Source organism: Sphingomonas horti, assembly GCF_009753715.1.
Taxonomy (GTDB): Bacteria; Pseudomonadota; Alphaproteobacteria; order Sphingomonadales; family Sphingomonadaceae; genus Sphingomonas_B; species Sphingomonas_B horti.
This window is the reverse complement of the sequence record NZ_WQMS01000008.1, coordinates 106,673-127,706: the sequence shown is the minus strand read 5'-3', so window position 1 is coordinate 127,706 and position 21,034 is coordinate 106,673. Positions and strand designations below refer to the sequence as shown.

Genomic DNA, 21,034 nt, shown 5'->3' with positions numbered 1-21,034 from the left:
CGCACCATCGGGTTGCGCGTGCGGCTAGTGCGTCTGGTCGGGCGGCACGACCGGGAAGGGCAGCGGCATCACCCCCACGCCTTCCTCCTTCAACGCCGCCGCTTCGGCGCGCGTCGCCTGGCCATGGATGGTACGATATCCGGTTTCGCCATGGTGAATGGCGCGAGCCTCGTCGGCGAAGCGGCGGCCGACCCATTCCGAATCCTGCAGCATCTTCGACTGCACCTCAGCCATCTTCGCCATCAGCGCCTTCATTTCGGGCGCGGGGGCGTTGGCGACCGGCACCGGCGTGTCCGGCTCGTCGGCCGCCTTCCCGCCCAGTCGCGGCGCCATGACAGCCTTGCCCACATCGCCATCGCCGCACATCGGGCATTGGATCAAGCCGCGCCCGCGCTGGTCCTCATAATCGGCGCTGGAGCCGAACCACGCCTCGAACACGTGTTCGCGGCCGCATTTCAGGTCGAAGACGATCACGGCGCCACCTCGACCGGCGGGATATCGCGGCGATGCTCGATCGCCGGCACCCGCGCCCGCACCGCCTGCACCTGCGCGAGATCGAGATCGGCAAAGCCAAGACCCGGCGCTTCGCCCATGTCGAGCAGCACGTCGCCCCAGGGCCCGATGACCAGCGAATGGCCGAAGGTCTCGCGCCCATCCTGATGCCGGCCGGCCTGCGCCGCGGCGATGACGAACACGCCGGCCTCGATCGCGCGGGCACGCAGCAGCACGTGCCAGTGCGCGCGGCCGGTCGGCACGGTGAACGCGGCCGGAACCGCCAGGATCGCGGCGCCCGCCCCGGTCAGTGCCCGGTACAGGTCGGGAAAGCGCAGGTCATAGCAGATGCTGAGACCAAGGCGGCCCCATGGCGTCTCGGCCGCGACCGCCCGGTCTCCGCGCGCATAGACCGCCGATTCGCGCCAGCTCTCGCCGGTGGGGAGATCGACGTCGAACAGGTGAATCTTGTCGTAGGTAGCGCGGATCGCACCCTCGGCATCGATCAGGAAGCCGCGGTTCAGCCGCTGCCCGCTTTCGCCGCGAAGCGCCAGCGAGCCGAGATGAACCCACAGTCCTGCCTCGCGCGCGGCGTCCCGCACTGCGGCGAGCGTCGGGTCTTCGGCGTCGGCGTGCAGATGCGCTTCGGAGCGCGCGCGGTCGCGGTCCAGCAGGTTCGACATTTCGGGCGTGAACAGCATGTCCGCCCCGCCCGCCTTCGCCGCGCCGATCGCGTCGACGAGGGTGCGCGTGTTGGCGGCCGGGTCGATGCCCGACTGCATCTGGAGAATGGCAGCGCGCATGGTCCGCTCAGGCGGCCTTCAGCAAGGGATCGAGCCCGCCGCGGGCGTCGAGCGCGGCGAGATCGTCGGAGCCGCCGACATGATGCCCGTCGATGAACACCTGCGGCACGGTGATGCGGCCGTTCGCGCGCTGGATCATCTCGGCGCGCTTCGGGCCGCCCATGGTGATGTCATATTCCTCGTAGGCGGCGCCCTTGCCGTCCAGCAGCCGCTTCGCGCGCACGCAATAGGGGCATCCGAATTTGGTGTAGATCTCGACCTTGGCCAACGCCTCGCCTCCTCAATCCGATCCGTCGCCCAAGCCCGGCGGATCGTCAACACCGTCCTGCAGCACGCGCGCCCAGCACAGCACCACCACTCGCGCGGCGCCGGCCCGCTTCAGGGCCTTGGCGCAGGCGCCCGCGGTCGCGCCGCTGGTATAGACATCGTCGACCAGCAGCACCGTCCGGCTTTTGAGCACCGGCCGCTTTTCAGATGGGATCGCGAAGGCGCCGCGCAAGGCGCGCGCGCGTGCCGCCCGCCCCAGCCCGCCCAGCATCGGCGTGCGCTTGCGCCGCTCGATAAGGTCGGTGCGCAGCTCAAGCCCCGTTCGCCGCGCCACTTCGCGCGCCAGCAGCGCCGACTGGTTGAAGCCGCGCCGCCAGATGCGCCAGCGATGGAGCGGCACCGGCACCAGCAAAGCTTCCGGCTCAGCGAGCGCCAACCGCACGAGATGGCGCCCGATCACGCGCGCCATGCCGATCCGGCCGCCATGTTTCAGCTTCAGCACCACTGCGCGGGCGGCGGGGCCGTAAGCGACGGCAGCCCGCACGCCGTCGTGCGGCGGCGGCTCGGCCAGGCAGGCGGCGCACAGCGCTTCCTCGCCCCGGTCCAGCTCGAACGGCACGCCGCAACCCGCGCAGGCGGGTCCGGCGAGGAAGTCGAGCTTCGACCAGCACGGCTCGCAGAACGATCCGTCGGCCGACACGATCGCGCCGCAGGCGGGGCAGCGCGGCGGCAGCGCGAAATCGACAACGGCGCGGATCGGTGCGGCGATCGAGGTCACGTCCCCTTGTTCCGCGTCGCGCGCTTCTGCACAAGCGCCCCCGATGAGCGCTCCCCAGATCTTCGATCGCCGGCGCCGGCGGCTCCGCCGCGACCGCGCCGCAACCGGCTTCGCCTCGCATGATTTTCTCCACGCGCGAATGGCTGCGGAGCTGCTCGACCGGCTCGACTCGGTCCAGCGCCAGTTCACGCGCGCGCTCGATCTCGGCTGCCTGGACGGGCGCGTGGGACGGGCGCTCGCCGCCCGCGGGATCGAGTCAGTCGCCGCGGACGCCGGCTTCCGCTTCGCGCGCGCGGGCGCCGGCGTGCAGTGCGACGAGGACCAGCTGCCTTTCGCCGATGGCAGCTTCGACCTGATCGTCGCCTGCGGCGGACTCGACCAGGTCAATGATTTGCCGGGCGCGCTTACGCTGATCCGGCGCGTGCTGAAGCCGGACGGGCTGTTCCTCGGCGCCTTCGTGGGCGCCGGCAGCCTGCCGCGGTTACGCGCCGCATTGCTCGGCGCCGAGGACCGCGCCGTCGCCCGTCTCCATCCGCAGATCGACGTGCGCTCGGCCGGCGACCTGCTCGCCCGCGCCGGTTTCGCCTTGCCGGTCGCCGATGGGGAGCGGTTGGCGGTGCGCTACGGCTCCCTGTTCGCGCTGCTCGCGGACCTGCGCGGGTCAGCCTCGGCCAGCCTGCTCGCCGACGCCGCGCCGCCGCTCACCCGCTCGGCGCTCGCGCGCGCCGCTGGGCTGTTCCAGGCGGCGGCCGATCCGGACGGGAAGGTCGCGGAGACGATCGAGATCGTCCACCTGCTCGGCTGGGCCCCGGCACCCGACCAGCCTCGGCCGGCCCGTCGCGGCAGCGGCACCGCGTCGCTGGCGGATGCACTACGCCCGAAGCGGGATTAGCCACTCCAACGCCGCCACCAGCGGCACGTCCGCAGGCGGCATCGGCAGCCCCTTCATGTCCTCGATGTCGACCCAGCGGATCGCGCTGGCGTCGAGCGGGTGCGGCTCGCCCGCCCATTCGCGGGCCATGTAGAGCAGCAGCACCAGGTGGCGCTCGTCGAGCGTGTCGCTGGCGAAAGCGACCGGCGTCATCGCACCGGGCGCGACCCCGACGCCCAGTTCCTCCTCCAGCTCGCGGGCAAGCGCGGCCTCGGGCGTCTCGCCGCTTTCGACCTTGCCGCCCGGAAACTCCCAAAGCCCGGGCATCGAGCGATGCGGCGCGCGCTGCTGCAGCAGCACTCGTCCCTCGCCATCGATCAGTGCCGCCGCGACGACAAGGAGGATCGGGTAATCGGGCGCCATAAACGTTCCTTAACCTCCGTCGTGCAGGTTCTCGACCACTTTGCACCCACCGGGGACCGGCGTGATCATCCAATTCCTCCGCAAATTGCTCCGCAAGACCGACGGCGCGACTGCGATCGAATACGGGCTGATCCTGGCCCTGATCTGCATCGCCTGCCTGGGCGCGATGGGTGCGCTCGCCGATACCACGATCAGCATGTGGAACGGCATTTCCGAAAACGTGCTGGCACACTGATGCGCCCGCGCCGCCTGGCCTTGTTCGTGAACAGGCTGGGGCGGTCAAGCCATGGCGCATCGGCAGTCGAGCTCGGGCTGATCGCGGCGCTGGCCGCGGTTGCGGCTCTCACTGCGATGACCGGCCTCGGCGTCGATCTCGGCGCCGCGTTCCACAACAGCTCGACGAATCGCAAGGTAATCTGACGGGCGGCTTGGTTAACGCGCGTAAGGCTATGACCATTTAGTTTTTCGCAACCCGGCCGGCACTAGCAGAGTATGCGTTGATCTTCGGCCGGCCAGTCGGGTCAACGGGGAATTACTGGCCAGGGAGACCGAACATGCAGATTCTGCGCAAGATTTTCCGCAACAACAAGGGCGCGACCGCGATCGAGTACGGCCTGATCGCCGCGCTGATCGCCGTTGCCGCCATCACCGCCATGTCGAACCTGGGTTCGAAGGTCGGCAAGACGTTCAACAACGTCGCCGGCAGCATGGTCCAGTAAGCCCAAAGCTTACTGCCAACGAACGACGGGCGGCGAGGCGACTCGCCGCCCGTTTTCGTATGTCCCGCACGGCCCTCAAAGCGCATTTATCGCTCGTCCCGAGCGGAGCGCGCAGCGCGAAGTCGAGGGGCGCCGGCTCGGAGCAGCGCCCCTCGACTTCGCTCGGGACGAGCGATTAGCTCTTTGCGGCTCTAAAGCGTGCCCATCTTCAGGAACTTCGCGCGACGGTCCGCGCGCAGCGCATCGCGGTCGAGCGGCGCCAACTCGTCAAGCGCCTCGCCCATCGCCTTCCCCAGCGCGTCGATCGCCGCGTCGGCATCGCGGTGCGCGCCGCCCACCGGCTCCGCCACGATCCGGTCGATGATGCCGAGCGCCTGCAGGTCCTGTGCAGTGATCTTCATCGCCTCCGCCGCGGCTGGCGCCTGATCGGCGGTGCGCCACAGGATCGAGGCGCAGCCTTCGGGCGAAATCACCGAATAGACGGCGTGCTCGAACATCAGCACGCGATTGGCCGCCGCCAGCGCGATCGCGCCGCCGGAGCCGCCCTCGCCCACCACCGCCGCGACCATCGGCACCCCCAGCGCGAGGCACTGCTCGGTCGATCGCGCGATCGCTTCGGCTTGGCCGCGCTCCTCCGCCTGCACGCCCGGAAAGGCGCCCGACGTGTCGACCAGCGTCACCACCGGCAGCCCGAAACGGTCGGCCATCTGCATCAGCCGTATGGCCTTGCGATAGCCCTCCGGCTTGCCCATGCCGAAATTGTGCTTCAGCCGGCTGGCGGTGTCGTCGCCTTTCTCATGGCCGATCACCATCACCTTGCGGCGGCCCATCCGCCCGAACCCGCCGATGATGGCCTGGTCGTCGGCAAAGGCGCGGTCGCCAGCCAGCGGCATGAAATCATCGACCAGCCGCGCGACATAATCCTTGAAATGCGGCCGCGCCGGATGCCGCGCGACTTGCGTCTTCTGCCACGGCGTGAGCCGCGCATAGGTGTCGCGCAGCAATTTGTCGGCCTTGCCCTGGAGGCGGCCGATCTCCGCATCGATATCGACCGCGCCCCCCGCCGCCGTCTCGCGCAGTTCCGCCACCCGCGCCTCGAGTTCGGCGATCGGTTTTTCGAAATCGAGAAAGCTGATCATCGGGGGCGGCGGTTAAGCGCTTGCGCGCCCCAACGCAATGTCGGGCGGGCTATCCCTTCGGCTTGTGCCGCGGAGATAGGCGAAGCCTATATCCAAAAGGGGTGGTTTTCGGACATAGGACCGAACCCTCGCATCAATCGCGACAGACCTCATCCCGCATTTGAAAGTAGTCGAAGGGAGTTAGCGGTCGGCCAGATTCCCGGGGTGCAAATGGCGGATATGGCTCAACCTCGGCGATTTGTTCGCCAACGTGGAAACGACGGAAGCTTCCCAGACTGCCGGACGGCGCTATCGAGCGAACTTCGCCGCAGACGGCCGAACCATCGCGCGATATGCGCACATCCCGAAACTCTGGAGACGGCCCCTCCAATTTCGCGATGCGCGATTGCGCCTCACCTATCCTTTGCTGATCCGAACAGCCCGACAGCAAAGCAAGCGCGATGGCAAAAGTCCAGAAGCGATCGACCATTGGAGAAAGCTACCGAAGAGATTTTCGTCCGCAATGCGTCGTTTCCAGCCTTAGCCGAAAGCCTTCTCAGCGACGCCCGGGAGTTTCATCCGCCAACGGGTGGCGGGCGTTGACCAGCTCCACCAGCCGGCGCGAATCCACATGCGTGTAGATTTGCGTCGTCGCGATGTCGGCGTGGCCCAGCATCGCCTGCAGCGCGCGCAGGTCGGCGCCGCCCTCCAGCAGATGGGTGGCGAAGGCGTGGCGGAGCCCATGCGGGCCGACGCGGTCCGGCGGCACGCCCGCCGCGGCGGCGAGCGCCTTCACGATCTGGAACAGCCGCACGCGGCTCAAATGCTTCTTGCCGGACGGGAACAGCCAGGGCTGGCTGGACGGCACCAGCGCCCGCCAGCGCGCGACGGCGGCGCGGGCGCGGTCGGAGATTGGCACCAGCCGCTCGCGGCCGCCCTTGCCCTTCAGGATGATGAATGGCCGGTCGCTGGCGATCGCGCCGCGCGGCAGCGAGACCAGCTCCGTCGCGCGCAGGCCGGAGCCGTAGAGCAATTCGATCAAAGCGGACAGGCGGATATCGGCCAGCGGCGGATGCTCGGCCGCCAGCCGCCGGTCGATCTCGGTGAACAGCCGGTCGACGTCGCCGCGGTCGAGCACTTTCGGCAGCGGTCGCGCGCCACCGGGACGCGGCAAGGCCTTGCCCGGATCGTCGGCGCGAAACCCTTCCTCCTGCAGGAAAGCGAAGAAGCGCCTCAGCGCCGCCGATTTCCGCGCCACCGTCGATCGGGCGAGCGGCATCCACTCTTCCGCCACCCGTGCGATCGCCGCCTGGTCCGCCGCCGTCAGCCCGTCCGCCAGCAGCGCCGATGCCTGCTCCAGGTCCGTCCGATAGGCGAGGATCGTGTTGCGCGCAGCCCCGGCCTCAGCCGTCAGCATCTCCAGGAACCGTTCGATCAGCTCCCGGTCGCCGCTCACGCGCGGGTGATGGCTTCGGCGGCGATCATCCGCGCTTCCGGCTCATGCCCGACGCGGCGCAGCGCCGAGACGATGTGCATCAGATAGGCGGGATGCACCGCTTTCCACGACAGCGTCTGCATGCCGGCGGCGGCGAGCAGCGCGACGGTGGCAGGCTGGTTCCGGGCGGCCGCCCGGTCGATCGCCCGCGTCCAGCTGTTCTGCAGGCCCAAGGGCAGCTGGTGATCGGTCGCCAGCGTCTGCGCTTCCTGCGGCGTGATCCGGCCCAGCCCGGCGAGCGCCGCGACCAGGAACGCGCCCTTGCGGCTGCCTTCGTTCTGCTGGTCGACATAGTCGCCCGCGCGGCCCGCGCTGATCGTCACCACGCGCTTCGGTGCGCCGACGGCAAGCAGCGCCCAGCCATCGTCCCCGTCGTCGAGCTGGTCGGCCACCGCGCCCCATTTCGAGGCGGCGTCGTCCAGCCCGGCGGTGAACAGCGACGCGATCAGGTTACGCGCATCGTCTGCATAGTCTTCCCCGGGCGCAACCCGCGCCGCCGCGCGCGCGGTCAGCACCAGCCGCGCGTATTTCTCCATGTCGGTCTTCGGCTGGGACCAGAGCGTTCTCAGCGCCTCGATCCGGTCGGCTGGATCGTCGGCCGAATAGGCGTTGCGCAGGCGGAAGCCGGCCGTGTCCTCGATCGTGTCGGGGTCCGCATCCTCATAGGCGCGGCCGATCAGGTCGACATAGGCCGCGTTGGACAGCACGCCCAGGCTGGCCGCCCAGCTGGCCGGCACCAGCCGCTGGTCGCTCGAGATCATCGGCGCGCGATATTGCCATGCCTCGACATGCGGCCCCACCGTATCGAACAGCGCGGCTGGAATCGGCACGTTGACCGCGTTGGCCAGGCCGAACCGCCAGGCGGTCAGGTTGTCGACGCCGGTCCATTCGATGTTGATCGCGCGCCGGGCGCCGCCCACACCCACGACCTTCTCGGCCAGCAGCAGGTCGATGCCGCGCGCGCGGCCGCGGTGGCGCGCGGCGTCGACGATCGCGCCGGCGGTACCGTTATCGCCGGACAGCGCCGCGCACATCGCGCGGACCAGGTCCCAGCTGGTCTGGTCGGCGCTAGCCGGCACATGGTCGGTCAGCGGGCACATCGCCGCGGGGTCCGCGGTCGCGAGCGCCGTCTGCTGGGCGACGTCGAACATCTTGGGCGTGAAGCGATCGACATCGACGCCGGCGACCAGCATCCGCGCCGGATCCGCCTCGCCCATCCGGAGCAGCAGCCAGGCGCGCTCCGCCACCCAGTCGGCGCCGTCGATCCCGGCCGGCGCCGGCGCGCGCGTCAACAGCACGCGGCGCAGCAGGATCTGCGCCCAGCGCGAAGCGACCGGCGCCTTGATGTCGCGCATCAGGGTCGAAGCGAAACGGCCGTCGACATTGCCCCACTGGTCGGCATCATAGCCGCCATTGTCGGGGGTCAGCACGCCGACCAGGTTTGGATCCCGCCGCGCCGCCTCGGGCAGGTCGAAGGGGCTCGCCTCGGCCGTCTCCGTTTCATCGGCCGGAAGCTCTTCCTCGCCGGTCGCCTGCTGGTCCTCGGCGGTCAGCGGCAGCTCGGCACCGGGCGCGGCCGGAGTCGCGCCGGGCTGCGGCGCCGGCTGTCCCGCCGGGGGCGGCGTGGGCGTGACCGGCGTGTCGCCAAAACCGGGCGGCAGCAGCGATTCGGGCGCCTGGTCCTGCCCCAGCGCGGGGATCGCGACGGCGGCGAGCGCGGCGGCCAGCGCCGCCCCGCCGAGCAGCCGCCTACTTGCCCAATTTCTCATTTGGGATCGTCTTCTCGACGCGAGTCAGCGGTTTCTCGGCATCGACGCCGGAGAGGTACCAGAGCCCGCCGCCGACGAGCACGATGATCAGGATGATGATGACAGCCGAACGCGACATGGTGCCGGGGCTAGCAGAGGGTCACGGGAGGAGCAACGCCCCTAGGCCGCGCCGTGGGCCGGGCAAAGAAAAAGGGCCCCGCAGCAGCGGAGCCCTCGTCTGAATCCCTATGAGGACTTAGCGCCAGCCGAAAAAGCCGCCGATCAAGTCACCCCAGAACCCCTTGCCGTTCGGCTGAGGCCGTTTCACGGTTTTCTTCGCCATAACGTCTCCCTTGCACACGGGGCACGCGACTCGGTGTGCCCTATGTTAAGGTTAACGTTGCGTTTACGATATGACAAGGCGGACCCGATCCGGGGCGGAATCGGCGTCCAGCAGCGCGAGCAGGTCGGCAAAGGGAATCGGTCGGCTGAGCAGATAGCCCTGGGCGATGTCGCAGCCGAGCTTCTGCAGCAGCCGCAGCACTTCCTCGTTCTCGACCCCTTCCGCCACCACGTGGCGGCCGAGGCGGTGTGCCATTTCCAGCGTCGCGCGCACCAGGATCAGATTGTCGCGATTCTGGTCGAGATCGGTGATGAACGTCCGGTCGATCTTCACTTCGTGCGACGGCAGCCGCGCGAGATATTCGAGCGTCGCGTTGCCGGTCCCATAGTCGTCGATCGACAGCTTGACCCCGGTCGCGACCAGCCGCTGCATTGTCTCGATGCTGCCCGGAACGCTCAGCAGGTCACCGGTCTCGGTGATCTCGAGCGTCACGTCCGACGGCAGCACGCGGTGCCTGGCGAGCGCCTCCGACAGCCGCTCGACCAGGTCGGATTCCTCTAGAAGCTTGGGCGAAAGATTGACCGAGACGCCCATCATGTGCCCGGCCGCGTGCAGCGCGGCGAGGTCCGCAAGCGCGCGGTCGAGCACGAAATAGGTCAGCGCAGCGATCTTGTTGTGCGCTTCGGCCGCGGCGATGAACTGGACCGGGTTGAGCGGCCCCGCGGTCGGATGATTCCAACGCACCAGCGCTTCCATCCCGACGATTTGCCGCGTCGGCAGCGACACCTTGGGCTGGTACGCGACCCAGAGCTCGCCGCTTTCGATCGCGAAATCGAGCCGACCCATCAGAGACAGCTGCCACGCGGCGGCGTGATTGCGCTGCGGGTCATAGAGCTTCCAGATCTCGTTCGCACGCGCGGCTTCCTCGGCGCTCAGCGTGGCGCTGGCGATCCGGCTCGTCAGCGGCCGGTCGGTGCTGCCGTCGATCCCGAACGCGGTCAGCAGATCGACGCTGCGGTCACCGAGCTGGATCGGTTGGGCCAGCAGCTTGTGAAGCCCGCGCAGGTGCTGCAGCAGTTCGTCGGAAACCGGCTGGCGGGAGGTCCAGAACAGCCCGTCCTCGCCATGGTAGAGCTGGTCGCTCCCGCCGGCGACGCGCAGCCGCCGCTCGACTTCCCCGATCAGCGCGCGGGCTACATCGTTGGGAAAGCTGGCGACGATCTCCGCCTGGTTGCGCAGCTTCAATGCGATCACGGTCGGTGCGTCGCCCGCCTCGCTCTCGATCAACGCGACCAGGTTGGGCAAGTCCGAAGCCGGGTTGGTGCGGCGCGTCGCCTCGACCCGGGCCAGGCTGAAGCCGCGATAGGCGACGATCGCGACCAGCAGCAGCGCGGGGAAGACATCGACCTCGATCAGCCGCGACGCCAGGAACACGGGCAGCGCGGCAAAGGTCGCCAGCGCGACCGCGATCGTCAGCAATCGCGTCAGGCGCCGCTGCGCGAGCAGGAACAGGCACGACAGCAGCACGGCGGAGCCGAACGGCGGCAGCCAGCCCCAGTCGCGGGGCGTGCCGGCGCGCAGCGTCTCTGCACCGATGACGTGGAAATAGACCCCTGCAAACCGGCCTTGGAACAGGATCGGATAGACGTCTCGAAGCGTTGGCGATGTCGGGCCGACGATCACGTCCTTGCCCGCCAATGCCAGTTTCGGGACCCTGCCGTCGATCACGTCCACAAAGCTGTAGGTCGGCACGGTCGCCATCCGGATCGACCAGTCGGGCCGGTAATAACCTTTCGCGGAAACGGGCCAGCCGGCAATCTCGCTGGAGAGCGACGGCACCAGCTTTCCCTCGAAACGATCGGCGAACGCCAGCTTTGCCGACAGCATGAAAGGCGTGTTGCCGCCGTTCAGCGATCGATAGGGAGCGACCTTGCGGAATTGCGGGCGCGGCAAGGTCTCGACTCGCTCCTGGGATTCGCCGGGCGGACTGATCGCGCCCAGGAATACACGGCCGGGATGGCGCGCCAGCGCCGCCGCGAACGCGGCATCATCCGCCGGATTGGTCTCGTCGGCATAAACCCGATCGAAGAACACGCGCTCGGCGCCCGCGGCGAAAAGCTTGTCGACCAGCTTCGCGTCGATGCGCCGCGAAAAGGAGAAGCCGCCATATCGTGCCCCGGTTCGATCATCGATGCCGATGACGACGATCTCGCCGCTCGCCGGCCGACTGCGCAGTATATCGCGTGCGGCCTTGAACGTGTCGTCCAGCGGCTCGCCGAATTCGATCGCGCCCAGCACGATGCAGATCGCCAGCGCCCAGAGCAGGATGCGCAGCCGCGGCTTCGATCGCGGGGCGTCGCGCAACGAGACGAGGTCGGCGATCACCCGACGTGCCTCGTCCAGAGCAGTGCCGCCGGGCCGAAGAAGGCGATCTGGCCCGACCAGCGTTCCTCGACCCAGGGGCGCAGCAGCGTGAACTCCCCGAGCAGCGGATAGCGGACGCGGGCGACGTTGCCGCTGATGCCGGTAATCAGGAAGGCTTCTGCGTCGCCCAGCGCGAGCACCGGCAGCTGGAATGACGACAGCTCGTCCCATGCCGCATTGACGATTCTGACGGCGAGTTGCGCCGCGGCCGCCTGCAATTCCGCCATCGCCGCGAAGCTGTCGAGAAAGCCGTCCACGTCTTTGCGCCCATGCGCCTCAAGCAGCAATTTGAGTCCGCGCGCGACATGGTCGCCGCACGGCCCGACTGACGGCTCTGGCGGTCTGGGGACAGACATCAGGCCGCAGTTACCGCCATTCCGGTGAAGAAACGGTATCCAGCCGCCGCCAGGCGCGAGAACTTCGGCACGATTCCGCCCGCAGGTCGATCCAGGGGCGAAACGGCTTGCGCGCGCCGGCAGCCAGGGGCAGCCTTCGAGGATGGACAACCGCGACCCGCTTGCCGCCCCCCATCCGCCGCACTGGCCCTCTGGGCCGACGCCGCCGAAAGGGGCCCCGAACATCTTCGTCATCCTGTTCGACGATGTCGGGCTGTCGGACTTCGGCTGCTACGGTTCCCCGATCGCGACGCCTGCGATCGATGCGATCGCGGCCCGGGGCCTGCGCTACACCGGCTTCCACACCACCGCGATGTGCTCGACCACGCGGGCGGCGCTGTTGACCGGGCGCAACCATCATTCGGTGGGCATGGGGTGCCTGGCCAATTTCGACAGCGGCTATCCCGGCTATCGCGGCAAGATCGCGCGCGAGGCGGGCACGATCGCGGAGATGCTGCGCCCGCATGGCTACAACAGCTACATGGTCGGCAAATGGCACGTGACGCCGCTGGGCGAAACCGGCCCGATCGGACCGTTCGACGGCTGGCCGCTCGCTCGTGGTTTCGATCATTTCTACGGCTTCATGGACGCGGAGACGGATCAGTATGCGCCGGAGCTGGTGCGCGACAACACGCCGGTCGCGGCCCCGGGCACTTACGAGAGCGGCTACCACCTGAGCGAAGACCTGGCGGGCGAAGCGATCCGCTACATGACCGATCATGTCGCGGCGAAGCCCGATGCGCCGTTCCTGCTCTGGCTGGCGTTCGGCGCCTGCCACGCGCCGCATCAGGCGCCGCGCGACCTGATCCTCCATTACGACGCGTTGTTCCAGCATGGCTGGGATGCGGAGCGGGAGCGGCGGCTCGCGCGGATGAAGAAGATGGGGATCGTGCCGCCGGACACGGTCCTGCCGCCGCGCAACGACTTCGTGCAGCCTTGGGACGCGCTCGATCCGGATTTCAAGCGCGTCGCGTGCCGGCTGCAGGGCGCCTATGCGGCGATGCTGGACCATGCCGACCGGCAGATCGCGCGCGTGATCGCCGCACTCGATGCCGCCGGTCTGACCGACGACACGCTCGTGCTCGTCCTCTCCGACAATGGCGCGAGCCAGGAAGGGCTGGTCTATGGTTTCGTGAACGCGATGGGGCCATACAACCAGCGCCCCGAATTCCCGGCGGAGAAGCTGGCGCGGATCGACGATATCGGCGGGCCGGCGAGCCACAGCAATTTCCCGCTCGGCTGGGCGATGGCAGCGAACACGCCGGTGCGGCGCTATAAGCAGAACACGCATGGCGGCGGCATCCGCGACCCGCTGGTGGTCAGCTGGCCTAGGCGGATCGCGGATCGGGGCGGGCTGAGGCATCAATTCGCCCATGCCGTCGACGTCGCGCCGACCCTGCTGGAGCTGGTCGGCATCGCGCCGCCTGAGACGGTCGCGGGCGTCGCACAGATGCCGATCGAGGGCGAAAGCTTCGCCGCCTCGCTCTTCGATCGCGCCGCGCCCGGCAAGACGAGCCCGCAATATTTCGAGATGTTCGGTCATCGCGGCGTGATCGCGGACGGCTGGAAGGCGGTCGCGTTCCACCCGCCAGGCACGTCCTATGACGCCGATCAGTGGGAGCTGTTCTACCTGCCCGACGATTTTTCCGAGGCGCGCAACCTTGCCGCCGAGCGGCCGGACAAGCTCGCCGAGATGATCGATCTGTGGTGGCAGGAGGCCGAGAAGCACCAGGTGCTGCCGCTCGACGACCGCTTCGGCCCCCGCTTCGCGGAGAATGCGGCGCGGCGGCTGGGCGGCCGGCGCGTCTTCACGTTCCACGCCGGCATGGGGCACATCCCCACCGACATCGCGCCCGACCTGCGCGACCGGAGCTTCCGCATTGACGCCTATGCGACGATCGAGCCCGGCGACCAGGGCGTGCTGATCGCGCACGGCGACGCGACCTGCGGCTACAGCCTCTACATCAAGGACGGGCGGCTCGTTTACGACCAGAATGTCGGTGAGCATCAGGTCGTCACCGCCGACAGCCCGCACGAGCCCGGCGAGCACGTCTTCAGCCTCAAGGCGGAAAAGCAGGAAAACGGCCTCGTGGCGACACTGCTGGTCGACGGCGAACCGGTCGGCACCGGGCCGATCCGCTACGGCTTCGTCAACTTCATCTCCTGGTCCGGCCTCGATATCGGCCAGGACCGGGCGAGCCCCGTTTCCCACTATCCGGCGCCGTTCCGCTTCACAGGCGCGTTGCGCAAGGTCGTGGTGACGCTCGACGGCCCAGCCCCGGCGGACGCGGAAGGTGCGGCGGCCGTCGCGATCGCGCGCGAATAGGCCGCCCCTCCGGAACACTACGTAGGGGGAACTCCCGAATAGGCGAGCCCCTTGGGCGTTTCTAATGCCGCAGCCTCCACGATTTGCCGACCTGAGGGGGCTGAGATGGAATATTCAAAGAAGCTATGGCTTTGGTTGGGGGCGATCTTCGTCCTCTCCTTTGCCGTGCTCGGCCTGATCGGCCGGGAGATTTACGTGAAGGCGCCGCCGGTGCCGGAAAAGATCGTGTCGGCCAGCGGCCAGACGATCTACACCCGCGTCGATATCGAAACGGGCCGTGAAGTCTGGCAGACGCTGGGCGGGATGCAGCTGGGCTCGGTCTGGGGGCATGGCGGCTATGTCGCGCCCGACTGGGGCGCCGACTGGCTGCACCGCGAGGCGCTAACCCTGCTCGACGTCTGGGCGAGGGAAAAAGGGGCGAAGGATTTCGCTGCCCTGAACCTGGAAGACCAGGCCGCGCTGAAGGACCGGCTGAAGCGGGAGCTTCGGACCAATGGCTATGATGCGTCCACGGGCGCGATCACCGTGTCCGACGAGCGTGCGCAAGCGATGGCCGCCGTGGGCCGGCATTACGCGTCGCTGTTCAGCAGCGATCCGGCGCTGAAGGAACTGCGCGTCCAGTATGCCATTCCGGAAAAGTCGATCGTCGACGCGAAGCAGCGCGAGCAGCTTGGCGCTTTCTTCTTCTGGACCTCGTGGACGAGCGTCACGAACCGTCCCGACGACACGATCACCTACACCAACAACTGGCCGCACGAGCCGCTGGTCGGCAACACGCCGTCGGCCTCGCTCGGCATCTGGTCGATCGCAAGCGTCCTGTTCCTGATCGCCGGCATCGGCTGGCTGCTCTGGTATCAGGCGCGTCGCGGCGAGGACGACCATATCGAGGCGCCGGCGGGCGATCCGTTCCTGCAGATGAAGCCGACGCCCTCGATGCGGGCGACGACCAAATATTTCGTGACCGTGCTGGGGCTGTTCCTGGCGCAGGTTCTGCTGGGCGCGATCACCGCGCATTATGCGGTCGAGGGCCAGGACTTTTACGGTTTCCAGATTTCCGAGCTGATCCCCTATGCGCTGACGCGCACCTGGCACACGCAGCTCGGCATCTTCTGGATCGCGACCGCGTGGCTGGCGACCGGCCTCTACGTCGCGCCGATGCTGTCGAACCATGAGCCGAAATTCCAGCGGCTCGGCGTCAATGTCCTCTGGGTCGCGCTGCTCGTCGTCGTGATCGGCTCGTTCGCGGGCGAATGGATGGCGATCCAGCAGAAGCTCGGCCATGGCGCGAACTTCTGGTTCGGCCATATGGGCTATGAGTTCGTCGATCTGGGCCGCTTCTGGGCGATCCTGCTGTTCGTCGGGCTGATGATCTGGCTGACGCTGGTCGGCCGGGCGCTCTGGCCGGCGCTGAAGCGGCCGAGCGAAACGCGCGGCCTGATCGGCATGGTGTTCGTCTCGACGATCGCGATCGGCCTGTTCTTCGGCGCCGCGCTCACCTGGGGCCGGCACAGCCCGCTGTCGATGATCGAGTATTTCCGCTGGTGGGTCGTCCACCTGTGGGTCGAGGGCTTCTTCGAGGTCTTCGCGACCGCGGTGATCGCGCTGATCTTCGCGGGGCTCGGCCTGGTGCGCGCCCGTGCGGCGAACACGGCGGTGGTCTTCTCGACCGCGGTGTTCCTGACCGGCGGCATCCTCGGCACGCTGCACCACCTCTATTTCTCCGGCACGACGACGCCGGTGATCGCGTGGGGCGCCATGTTCTCGGCGCTCGAGGTGGTGCCGCTGGCGCTGCTGGGCGTGGAGGCGTTCCACAACTACCGCATGACGAAGGCGGCGCCGTGGGTGCAGACCTACAAATGGCCGATCCTGTTCTTCGTCGCGGTCTCGTTCTGGAACCTGGTCGGCGCGGGGATCCTCGGCTTCTCGATCAATCCGCCGATCTCGCTCTATTACATCCAGGGGCTGAACATGACGCCCAGCCACGGCCATGCCGCGCTGTTCGGGGTCTATGGCATGCTCGGCGTCGGGCTGATGCTGTTCTGCCTCCGCACCGCCTATCGCTCGGCCGTCTGGTCGGACGCGATCCTGAAGCCGGCCTTCTGGACGCTGAACATCGGGCTTGCGATGATGGTGTTCCTGAGCCTGGTGCCGGCGGGCATCTACCAGTCCTACCAGAGCATCACCCACAGCTTCTGGTACGCGCGCTCGCCTGAGATCGTGCACGGGCCGGTGATGGAAACGCTGGTTTGGATGCGCGTTCCCGGGGACATCGTGTTCAGCGTCGGACCGGTGTTGTTGGCCGTGTTCATGCTGAAGCTGCTGACCGGCCGCAAGGCACGGCGGGAGATCGGTCTGGACCCGAGCCTGGTTCCGGCCGAGTAAGCGAGCAGGACCCGGTCCCGGTCCGCCGGGGCCGGGTCCTTGCCTTTTTGAAGACAGAAGAATGGGATGACAGCGATGGCGGGTATTTCGGCAAGCGAGCGTCACGACCGGCTGATGGCATTGCCGCCCGTCCTGCGCGGCGGCTTCCGGCCGTTCTTTTTCAGCGGCGCGGCCTGGGCCGTCGTGGTCGTCGTCCTCTGGGTCTGCGCCCTGTCCGGGGCCATCATGCTGCCGACCAGATTCGACCCGCTCGCCTGGCACCGGCATGAAATGCTGTTCGGCTATCTGGGCGCGGTGATCTGCGGCTTCCTGCTGACGGCGATCCCGAACTGGACCGGCCGGCTGCCGATCTCGGGCAGCCCCTTGGCGGGCCTCTGGGCATTGTGGCTCGCGGCCCGGCTCGCCCTTCTCTTCTCGGCGACGGTCGGTTCGACCCTCGCCTTCTTCGTCGATGTCGGCTTCTTCGTCGTGCTGGGCCTCGTCGCCGCGCGCGAAGTGATCGCCGCGAAGAACCGCAACCTGCCGATCGTCGTGATGATCCTGCTGTTCGCGCTCGCCAACGCGATCGACCATGGCGAAGCGCTCGGCTGCATCGATCTTGGCGGGCTGGGGTGGCGGCTCGGCCTTGGCCTGGTGCTGATGATGATCGGCCTGATCGGCGGCCGGATCATTCCGTCCTTCACGCGCAATTGGCTGATGAAGCAGGGGGCGACGACCGGCCTGCCCGGCCAGCCCACCCGCTTCGATCTCGCGTCGCTGGGCGCCATGGCGCTTGCGCTGCTCGCCTGGGCCGCGTTCCCGGACGCGCAGGCGACGGCGATCCTGCTGCTGGCAGCCGGCGCGCTGCACGTCGCGCGGCTCGCCCGCTGGTCGGGGCTGCGCACCGTGCGCGATCCGCTGGTCCTGATCCTGCACGTCGCCTATGCCTGGCTGCCGATCGGCCTGCTGCTGCTCGGCGCGAGCATCTTCATGCCCGAGCTGCCGCGGAGCAGCGCCATCCACGCGCTCGCGGCCGGGGCAATGGCGTCGATGACGCTGGCGGTGATGACGCGCGCCACGCTCGGCCACACCGGCCGTCCGCTCCGCGCCGACGGCTGGACGACCGCGATCTACGCGCTCGTCACCTTGGGTGCCGCGCTGCGCGTGACGGCCCACTGGCTGCCGATCGACTATATGCGCGCGATCGAGATCGCCGGCACCGCCTGGGCCGGCGCCTTCCTGCTGTTCGCGTTAACCTATGGACCGAAGCTGCTCGGGGCGCGGCCGGATGGGCGGCCCTAAGCGATAGCGGATTTCAGCCCCTCTCCCATGGGGAGAGGGCGACTCGCGGCTCCGCCGCGAGCGGGGTGAGGGGACCACGACTTCGTGGCGAGGTCCAACCCCTCACCCGGTCAGCGCAAGCGCTGACTCGACCTCTCCCTATGGGAGAGGTGATTGGTCCGCGAACCACCCGTAGCGGACGTTGAAGATCAGGCGGCGAGGTTGATGTCGACGTCGAGCCGGTCCCAGATCTCCACCAGCGCGTTGGTGAGCTCGCGCATCATCTCGGGGCTGTGGGTCGGGCCGGGCGTGAAGCGCAGGCGCTCGGTGCCGCGCGGCACGGTCGGGAAGTTGATCGGCTGCACATAGACGCCGTATTCGGCGAGCAGGATATCGCTGATCCGCTTGGCCTTGACGGGATTGCCGACCATCAGCGGCACGATATGGGTGGTGCTGGGCATGACAGGCAGCCCGGCATCGCGGAACATCGCCTTCAGCGTCGCGGCGGCGGCCTGCTGCCCTTCGCGCTCGACGGAGCTTTGCTTCAGGTGCCGCACGCTTGCGAGCACGCCTGCGACCAGCACCGGCGACAGTGAGGTCGTGAAGATGAAGCCCGGCGCATAGCTGCGGATCACGTCGACGATCACTTTATCGGCTGCGATATAGCCGCCCATCACGCCGAACGCTTTCNTTCGTCGAGATAGGTGAGCGCGCCATATTTGTCGGCAAGGTCGCAGATCCGGGCGATCGGGGCCACGTCGCCGTCCATCGAATAGACGCTCTCGAACGCGATCAGCTTGGGCGCCTCCGGGTCCGCCGCCGCGAGCAGCTCTTCCAGATGCTCTAGGTCATTGTGCCGGAACACCCGCTTCTCGGCACCCGAGTTGCGGATGCCGGCGATCATCGAGGCGTGATTGAGCTCGTCGGAAAAGATCACGCAGCCGGGCAGGATCTTGGCGAGCGTGGAGAGCGTCGCCTCGTTCGAAACATAGCCGCTCGTGAACAGAAGCGCCGCTTCCTTGCCGTGCAGGTCGGCGAGCTCCGCTTCCAGATCGACATGGTAATGCGTGTTGCCGGCGATGTTGCGCGTGCCGCCGGCACCGGCGCCGACATCGTGCAGCGCCTCCTCCATCGCCGCGATCACCTTGGGATGCTGACCCATCGACAGATAGTCGTTCGAGCACCACACCGTGATCGGCTTCGGACCATTGTGCCCGGCAAAGCAGCGCGCATTGGGAAACGTCCCCTTGTTGCGCAAGATGTCGATGAACACACGGTACCGGCCCTCGCCATGCAACCGGTCGATCGCCTGCGTGAAAATGCGGTTGTAGTCCATGTCGCTGCCTGAATCCGATGCAAACCAAGACGCTAAACCGGAAACGGCGCGGCACCGCCATTACGGACATTTACGGAGGGAAGTGGGCAAGCCCAATTGATCCTGCTCAATTCGCACAAAGGGGGCCGAACCTAGGCCGAGACCATCGTTCAGCAATGAAAGCGATGTTCGAAATGAAAAGCTTAGCTCTGTTCCTCGCCGGCGCGGCCATGTTCGCGTCGCCCGTATTCGCGGCGGACGCACCCGCCGCGCCGGCTGCCCCCGCGGCGCACGCACATGCAGCCGTCGTCGGCGACGTGATCCGTGACGCGTCGGACCTGCCGGGCCCGCTCGCGCGGCGCGGCCCGCAGACGGTCAAGGTCGATCTCGACACGATCGAAGTGACCGGGCAGCTGGCTGACGGATCGACCTATCACTATTGGACCTTCAACGGGAAAGTGCCCGGGCCGTTCATCCGCGTCCGCGTCGGCGACACGGTCGAGGTGCAGTTGAAGAACGCGGCCGACAGCGTGATGATGCACAATGTCGACTTCCACGCGGTCACCGGCCCCGGCGGCGGCGCGGCGGCGACGATGGCCGAGCCCGGCGTCAGCAAAGGCTTCACCTTCAAGGCGCTGCAGCCCGGCCTTTATGTCTATCACTGCGCGACACCGATGGTGGCACAGCACATCGCCAACGGCATGTACGGCATGATCCTGGTCGAGCCCGAGGAAGGCCTCAGCAAGGTCGACCGCGAATATTATGTGATGCAGGGCGAGATCTACACCGAGCAGGCGCACGGCACCGAAGGCGAGCTGACCGAGAGCCTCGACAAATTGCTCGCCGAGACGCCGGAATATTATGTCTTCAACGGCGCGGCCGACGCGCTCGTCAAGAAGCCGCTGAAGGCGAAGACCGGTGAAACGGTCCGCATCTTCTTCGGCGTCGGCGGCCCCAACAAGACGTCGAGCTTCCACGTGATCGGCGAGATTTTCGACAAGGCCTATCCGCTCGCCTCGATCACCTCGGCGCCGATGACGGACGTGCAGACGATCACCGTGCCGCCTGGCGGCGCGGCGGTGACGGAGTTCAAGGTCGACGTGCCCGGCCGCTTCGTGCTGGTCGACCATGCCCTGTCGCGGATGGAGCGCGGGCTGAAGGGCCTGCTGGTGGTCGACGGCGCCGAGCAGCCGGCCATCTTCAGGTCGCACCAGACGGACGATCCGTCCGGCGCCAGCATGGGCCACTGACCGGGAGGAGAGCCCGAAGGCAAGGGCGGCGGGAGCGATCCCGCCGCCCTTTTGTTTGCCTGGCGCGAACGCACAAAAAAGAGGCCCCGGTCAACTGACCGGGGCCTCCTTCATTGAAACGGGAAGGCTTAGCGCGATGCCATCCGGACGCCGGTCTGGCTCAGCAGCCCGGTGAAGACCTGCTTGGCCTTGCCGGGATGGTTGGCTGCCTGAGCGGCTGCGGCATTGGCGCCGCCATTGCCGACCACCACCACCCCGACCATGCCCATCGCATAGTGCGGCATGCACTTGTAGCCATAGACGCCGGCCTGGGTGAAGGTGACCTTCAGCGGCTGGCTCATCGCCGACTTGAAAGGCTTGGCCCCGGCGGGGATCATGCCGGCGACGCTCTCGACATTGTGGCTCTTGTCGGTCGGCACGAAGGTGACGGTGTCGCCGGGCGCGATCTTCACCAGCGCCGGCTCGAACACCATCATGCCGGCCTTGCCCTTGTTGAGCATCTGGACGGTCACGTCCTTCGCAGCGGCGGGGAACGCCAGCAACGCGGCGGCCGCGGCGCCTGCAGCGAGAGTCGAAATACGCATTGTTCGTCTCCATCGATGGCGGACGGAACAGCCGTCCGCAT

Annotated in this window: 22 protein-coding genes and 1 pseudogene; 8 read left to right on the top strand and 15 right to left on the bottom strand. The window is 67.9% G+C overall.

Annotation, left to right across the window (positions count from 1 at the left end; translation table 11 throughout):
* Positions 1-24: 24 nt before the first annotated feature.
* From GON01_RS08015 to GON01_RS08000, 4 genes are read right to left on the bottom strand one after another with little or no spacing between them, the layout of a single operon-like run.
* Positions 25-474: a DUF1178 family protein gene (locus tag GON01_RS08015; protein ID WP_181600117.1), complete on the bottom strand. Its 450-nt coding sequence runs from the start codon at positions 472-474 to the stop codon at positions 25-27.
* A complete protein-coding gene (locus GON01_RS08010; RefSeq protein ID WP_157026848.1) occupies positions 471-1,295 on the bottom strand; it encodes a carbon-nitrogen hydrolase family protein in 825 nt (274 codons plus the stop codon). Before GON01_RS08010 ends, GON01_RS08015 begins: the two co-directional genes overlap by 4 nt.
* Before the next feature lie 7 nt (positions 1,296-1,302).
* Complete coding sequence (grxC, locus tag GON01_RS08005) at positions 1,303-1,563, bottom strand: glutaredoxin 3 (RefSeq protein WP_157026847.1); 261 nt, start codon at positions 1,561-1,563, stop codon at positions 1,303-1,305.
* Positions 1,564-1,575: 12 nt separating this feature from the next.
* Positions 1,576-2,340 carry a ComF family protein gene (locus GON01_RS08000; protein WP_181600116.1) on the bottom strand — a complete coding sequence of 255 codons (765 nt, stop codon included), beginning with the start codon at positions 2,338-2,340 and terminating at the stop codon, positions 1,576-1,578.
* A 43-nt stretch (positions 2,341-2,383) separates the two neighbouring features.
* Here GON01_RS08000 and GON01_RS07995 point away from each other — a divergent pair, with 43 nt between their 5' ends.
* The gene (locus GON01_RS07995; RefSeq protein WP_157026846.1) at positions 2,384-3,232 is read left to right on the top strand and encodes a class I SAM-dependent methyltransferase; all 849 of its coding nucleotides are present in this window, start codon (positions 2,384-2,386) and stop codon (positions 3,230-3,232) included.
* Here the strand turns inward: GON01_RS07995 and GON01_RS07990 are convergent.
* A complete protein-coding gene (locus GON01_RS07990; RefSeq protein ID WP_157026845.1) occupies positions 3,212-3,634 on the bottom strand; it encodes a (deoxy)nucleoside triphosphate pyrophosphohydrolase in 423 nt (140 codons plus the stop codon). The two genes, GON01_RS07995 and GON01_RS07990, sit on opposite strands and share 21 nt — an antisense overlap.
* Positions 3,635-3,695: 61 nt before the next feature.
* Here GON01_RS07990 and GON01_RS07985 point away from each other — a divergent pair, with 61 nt between their 5' ends.
* The 3 genes from GON01_RS07985 to GON01_RS07975 all read left to right on the top strand — a co-directional run bounded on the left by GON01_RS07985 (position 3,696) and on the right by GON01_RS07975 (position 4,353).
* Positions 3,696-3,869, top strand: coding sequence for a Flp family type IVb pilin (locus tag GON01_RS07985; protein WP_408640909.1), 174 nt, complete (start codon positions 3,696-3,698; stop codon positions 3,867-3,869).
* Complete coding sequence (locus GON01_RS07980) at positions 3,869-4,054, top strand: Flp family type IVb pilin (protein WP_157026843.1); 186 nt, start codon at positions 3,869-3,871, stop codon at positions 4,052-4,054. The genes GON01_RS07985 and GON01_RS07980 overlap by 1 nt, the downstream gene beginning before the upstream one ends.
* 134 nt (positions 4,055-4,188) lie before the next feature.
* Positions 4,189-4,353 (top strand): Flp family type IVb pilin, encoded by a 165-nt coding sequence (locus GON01_RS07975; RefSeq protein ID WP_157026842.1) that lies wholly within the window; start codon positions 4,189-4,191, stop codon positions 4,351-4,353.
* Between the two features lie 191 nt (positions 4,354-4,544).
* Here GON01_RS07975 and GON01_RS07970 read toward each other — a convergent pair whose 3' ends face one another.
* The 7 genes from GON01_RS07970 to GON01_RS16650 all read right to left on the bottom strand — a co-directional run bounded on the left by GON01_RS07970 (position 4,545) and on the right by GON01_RS16650 (position 11,837).
* Positions 4,545-5,492: an acetyl-CoA carboxylase carboxyltransferase subunit alpha gene (locus tag GON01_RS07970; RefSeq protein WP_157026841.1), complete on the bottom strand. Its 948-nt coding sequence runs from the start codon at positions 5,490-5,492 to the stop codon at positions 4,545-4,547.
* Positions 5,493-5,625: 133 nt separating this feature from the next.
* Positions 5,626-5,961 carry a hypothetical protein gene (locus tag GON01_RS07965; RefSeq protein WP_157026840.1) on the bottom strand — a complete coding sequence of 112 codons (336 nt, stop codon included), beginning with the start codon at positions 5,959-5,961 and terminating at the stop codon, positions 5,626-5,628.
* A 66-nt stretch (positions 5,962-6,027) separates the two neighbouring features.
* On the bottom strand, positions 6,028-6,927 hold the full coding sequence (locus tag GON01_RS07960) for a tyrosine-type recombinase/integrase (protein ID WP_181600115.1): 900 nt from the start codon (positions 6,925-6,927) through the stop codon (positions 6,028-6,030).
* Complete coding sequence (locus tag GON01_RS07955) at positions 6,924-8,735, bottom strand: hypothetical protein (RefSeq protein WP_157026839.1); 1,812 nt, start codon at positions 8,733-8,735, stop codon at positions 6,924-6,926. Before GON01_RS07955 ends, GON01_RS07960 begins: the two co-directional genes overlap by 4 nt.
* Positions 8,716-8,853 (bottom strand): hypothetical protein, encoded by a 138-nt coding sequence (locus GON01_RS07950; RefSeq protein WP_157026838.1) that lies wholly within the window; start codon positions 8,851-8,853, stop codon positions 8,716-8,718. The genes GON01_RS07955 and GON01_RS07950 overlap by 20 nt, the downstream gene beginning before the upstream one ends.
* A 267-nt stretch (positions 8,854-9,120) precedes the next feature.
* Complete coding sequence (locus GON01_RS07945; protein ID WP_181600114.1) at positions 9,121-11,442, bottom strand: EAL domain-containing protein; 2,322 nt, start codon at positions 11,440-11,442, stop codon at positions 9,121-9,123.
* Positions 11,439-11,837 carry a hypothetical protein gene (locus tag GON01_RS16650; RefSeq protein WP_181600113.1) on the bottom strand — a complete coding sequence of 133 codons (399 nt, stop codon included), beginning with the start codon at positions 11,835-11,837 and terminating at the stop codon, positions 11,439-11,441. Before GON01_RS16650 ends, GON01_RS07945 begins: the two co-directional genes overlap by 4 nt.
* 142 nt (positions 11,838-11,979) lie before the next feature.
* Here GON01_RS16650 and GON01_RS07940 point away from each other — a divergent pair, with 142 nt between their 5' ends.
* From GON01_RS07940 to GON01_RS07930, 3 genes are all read left to right on the top strand, one after another.
* Positions 11,980-14,202, top strand: a complete 2,223-nt coding sequence (locus tag GON01_RS07940; protein ID WP_157026836.1) for an arylsulfatase — start codon at positions 11,980-11,982, stop codon at positions 14,200-14,202.
* Between the two features lie 105 nt (positions 14,203-14,307).
* Entirely contained in the window at positions 14,308-16,584 is a 2,277-nt protein-coding gene (locus GON01_RS07935) for a nitric-oxide reductase large subunit (protein WP_157026835.1), read from the top strand.
* A 75-nt stretch (positions 16,585-16,659) separates the two neighbouring features.
* Entirely contained in the window at positions 16,660-17,865 is a 1,206-nt protein-coding gene (locus tag GON01_RS07930) for an NnrS family protein (RefSeq protein WP_198159811.1), read from the top strand.
* Positions 17,866-18,053: 188 nt separating this feature from the next.
* Here the strand turns inward: GON01_RS07930 and GON01_RS16935 are convergent.
* Both GON01_RS16935 and hemA read right to left on the bottom strand, forming a co-directional pair.
* Positions 18,054-18,534: pseudogene (locus tag GON01_RS16935) on the bottom strand (aminotransferase class I/II-fold pyridoxal phosphate-dependent enzyme); the annotation flags it as partial.
* Position 18,535: 1 nt separating this feature from the next.
* Positions 18,536-19,180: 5-aminolevulinate synthase (gene hemA / locus GON01_RS16930; protein ID WP_232328730.1), on the bottom strand; the 645-nt coding region annotated here is incomplete at its 3' end.
* 173 nt (positions 19,181-19,353) lie between these two features.
* Between hemA and nirK the strand changes: the two genes are divergently transcribed.
* Positions 19,354-20,409, top strand: a complete 1,056-nt coding sequence (gene nirK / locus GON01_RS07920; RefSeq protein WP_157026834.1) for a copper-containing nitrite reductase — start codon at positions 19,354-19,356, stop codon at positions 20,407-20,409.
* 128 nt (positions 20,410-20,537) lie between these two features.
* Here nirK and GON01_RS07915 read toward each other — a convergent pair whose 3' ends face one another.
* Positions 20,538-20,993, bottom strand: a complete 456-nt coding sequence (locus GON01_RS07915) for a pseudoazurin (protein WP_157026833.1) — start codon at positions 20,991-20,993, stop codon at positions 20,538-20,540.
* Positions 20,994-21,034: the final 41 nt, after the last annotated feature.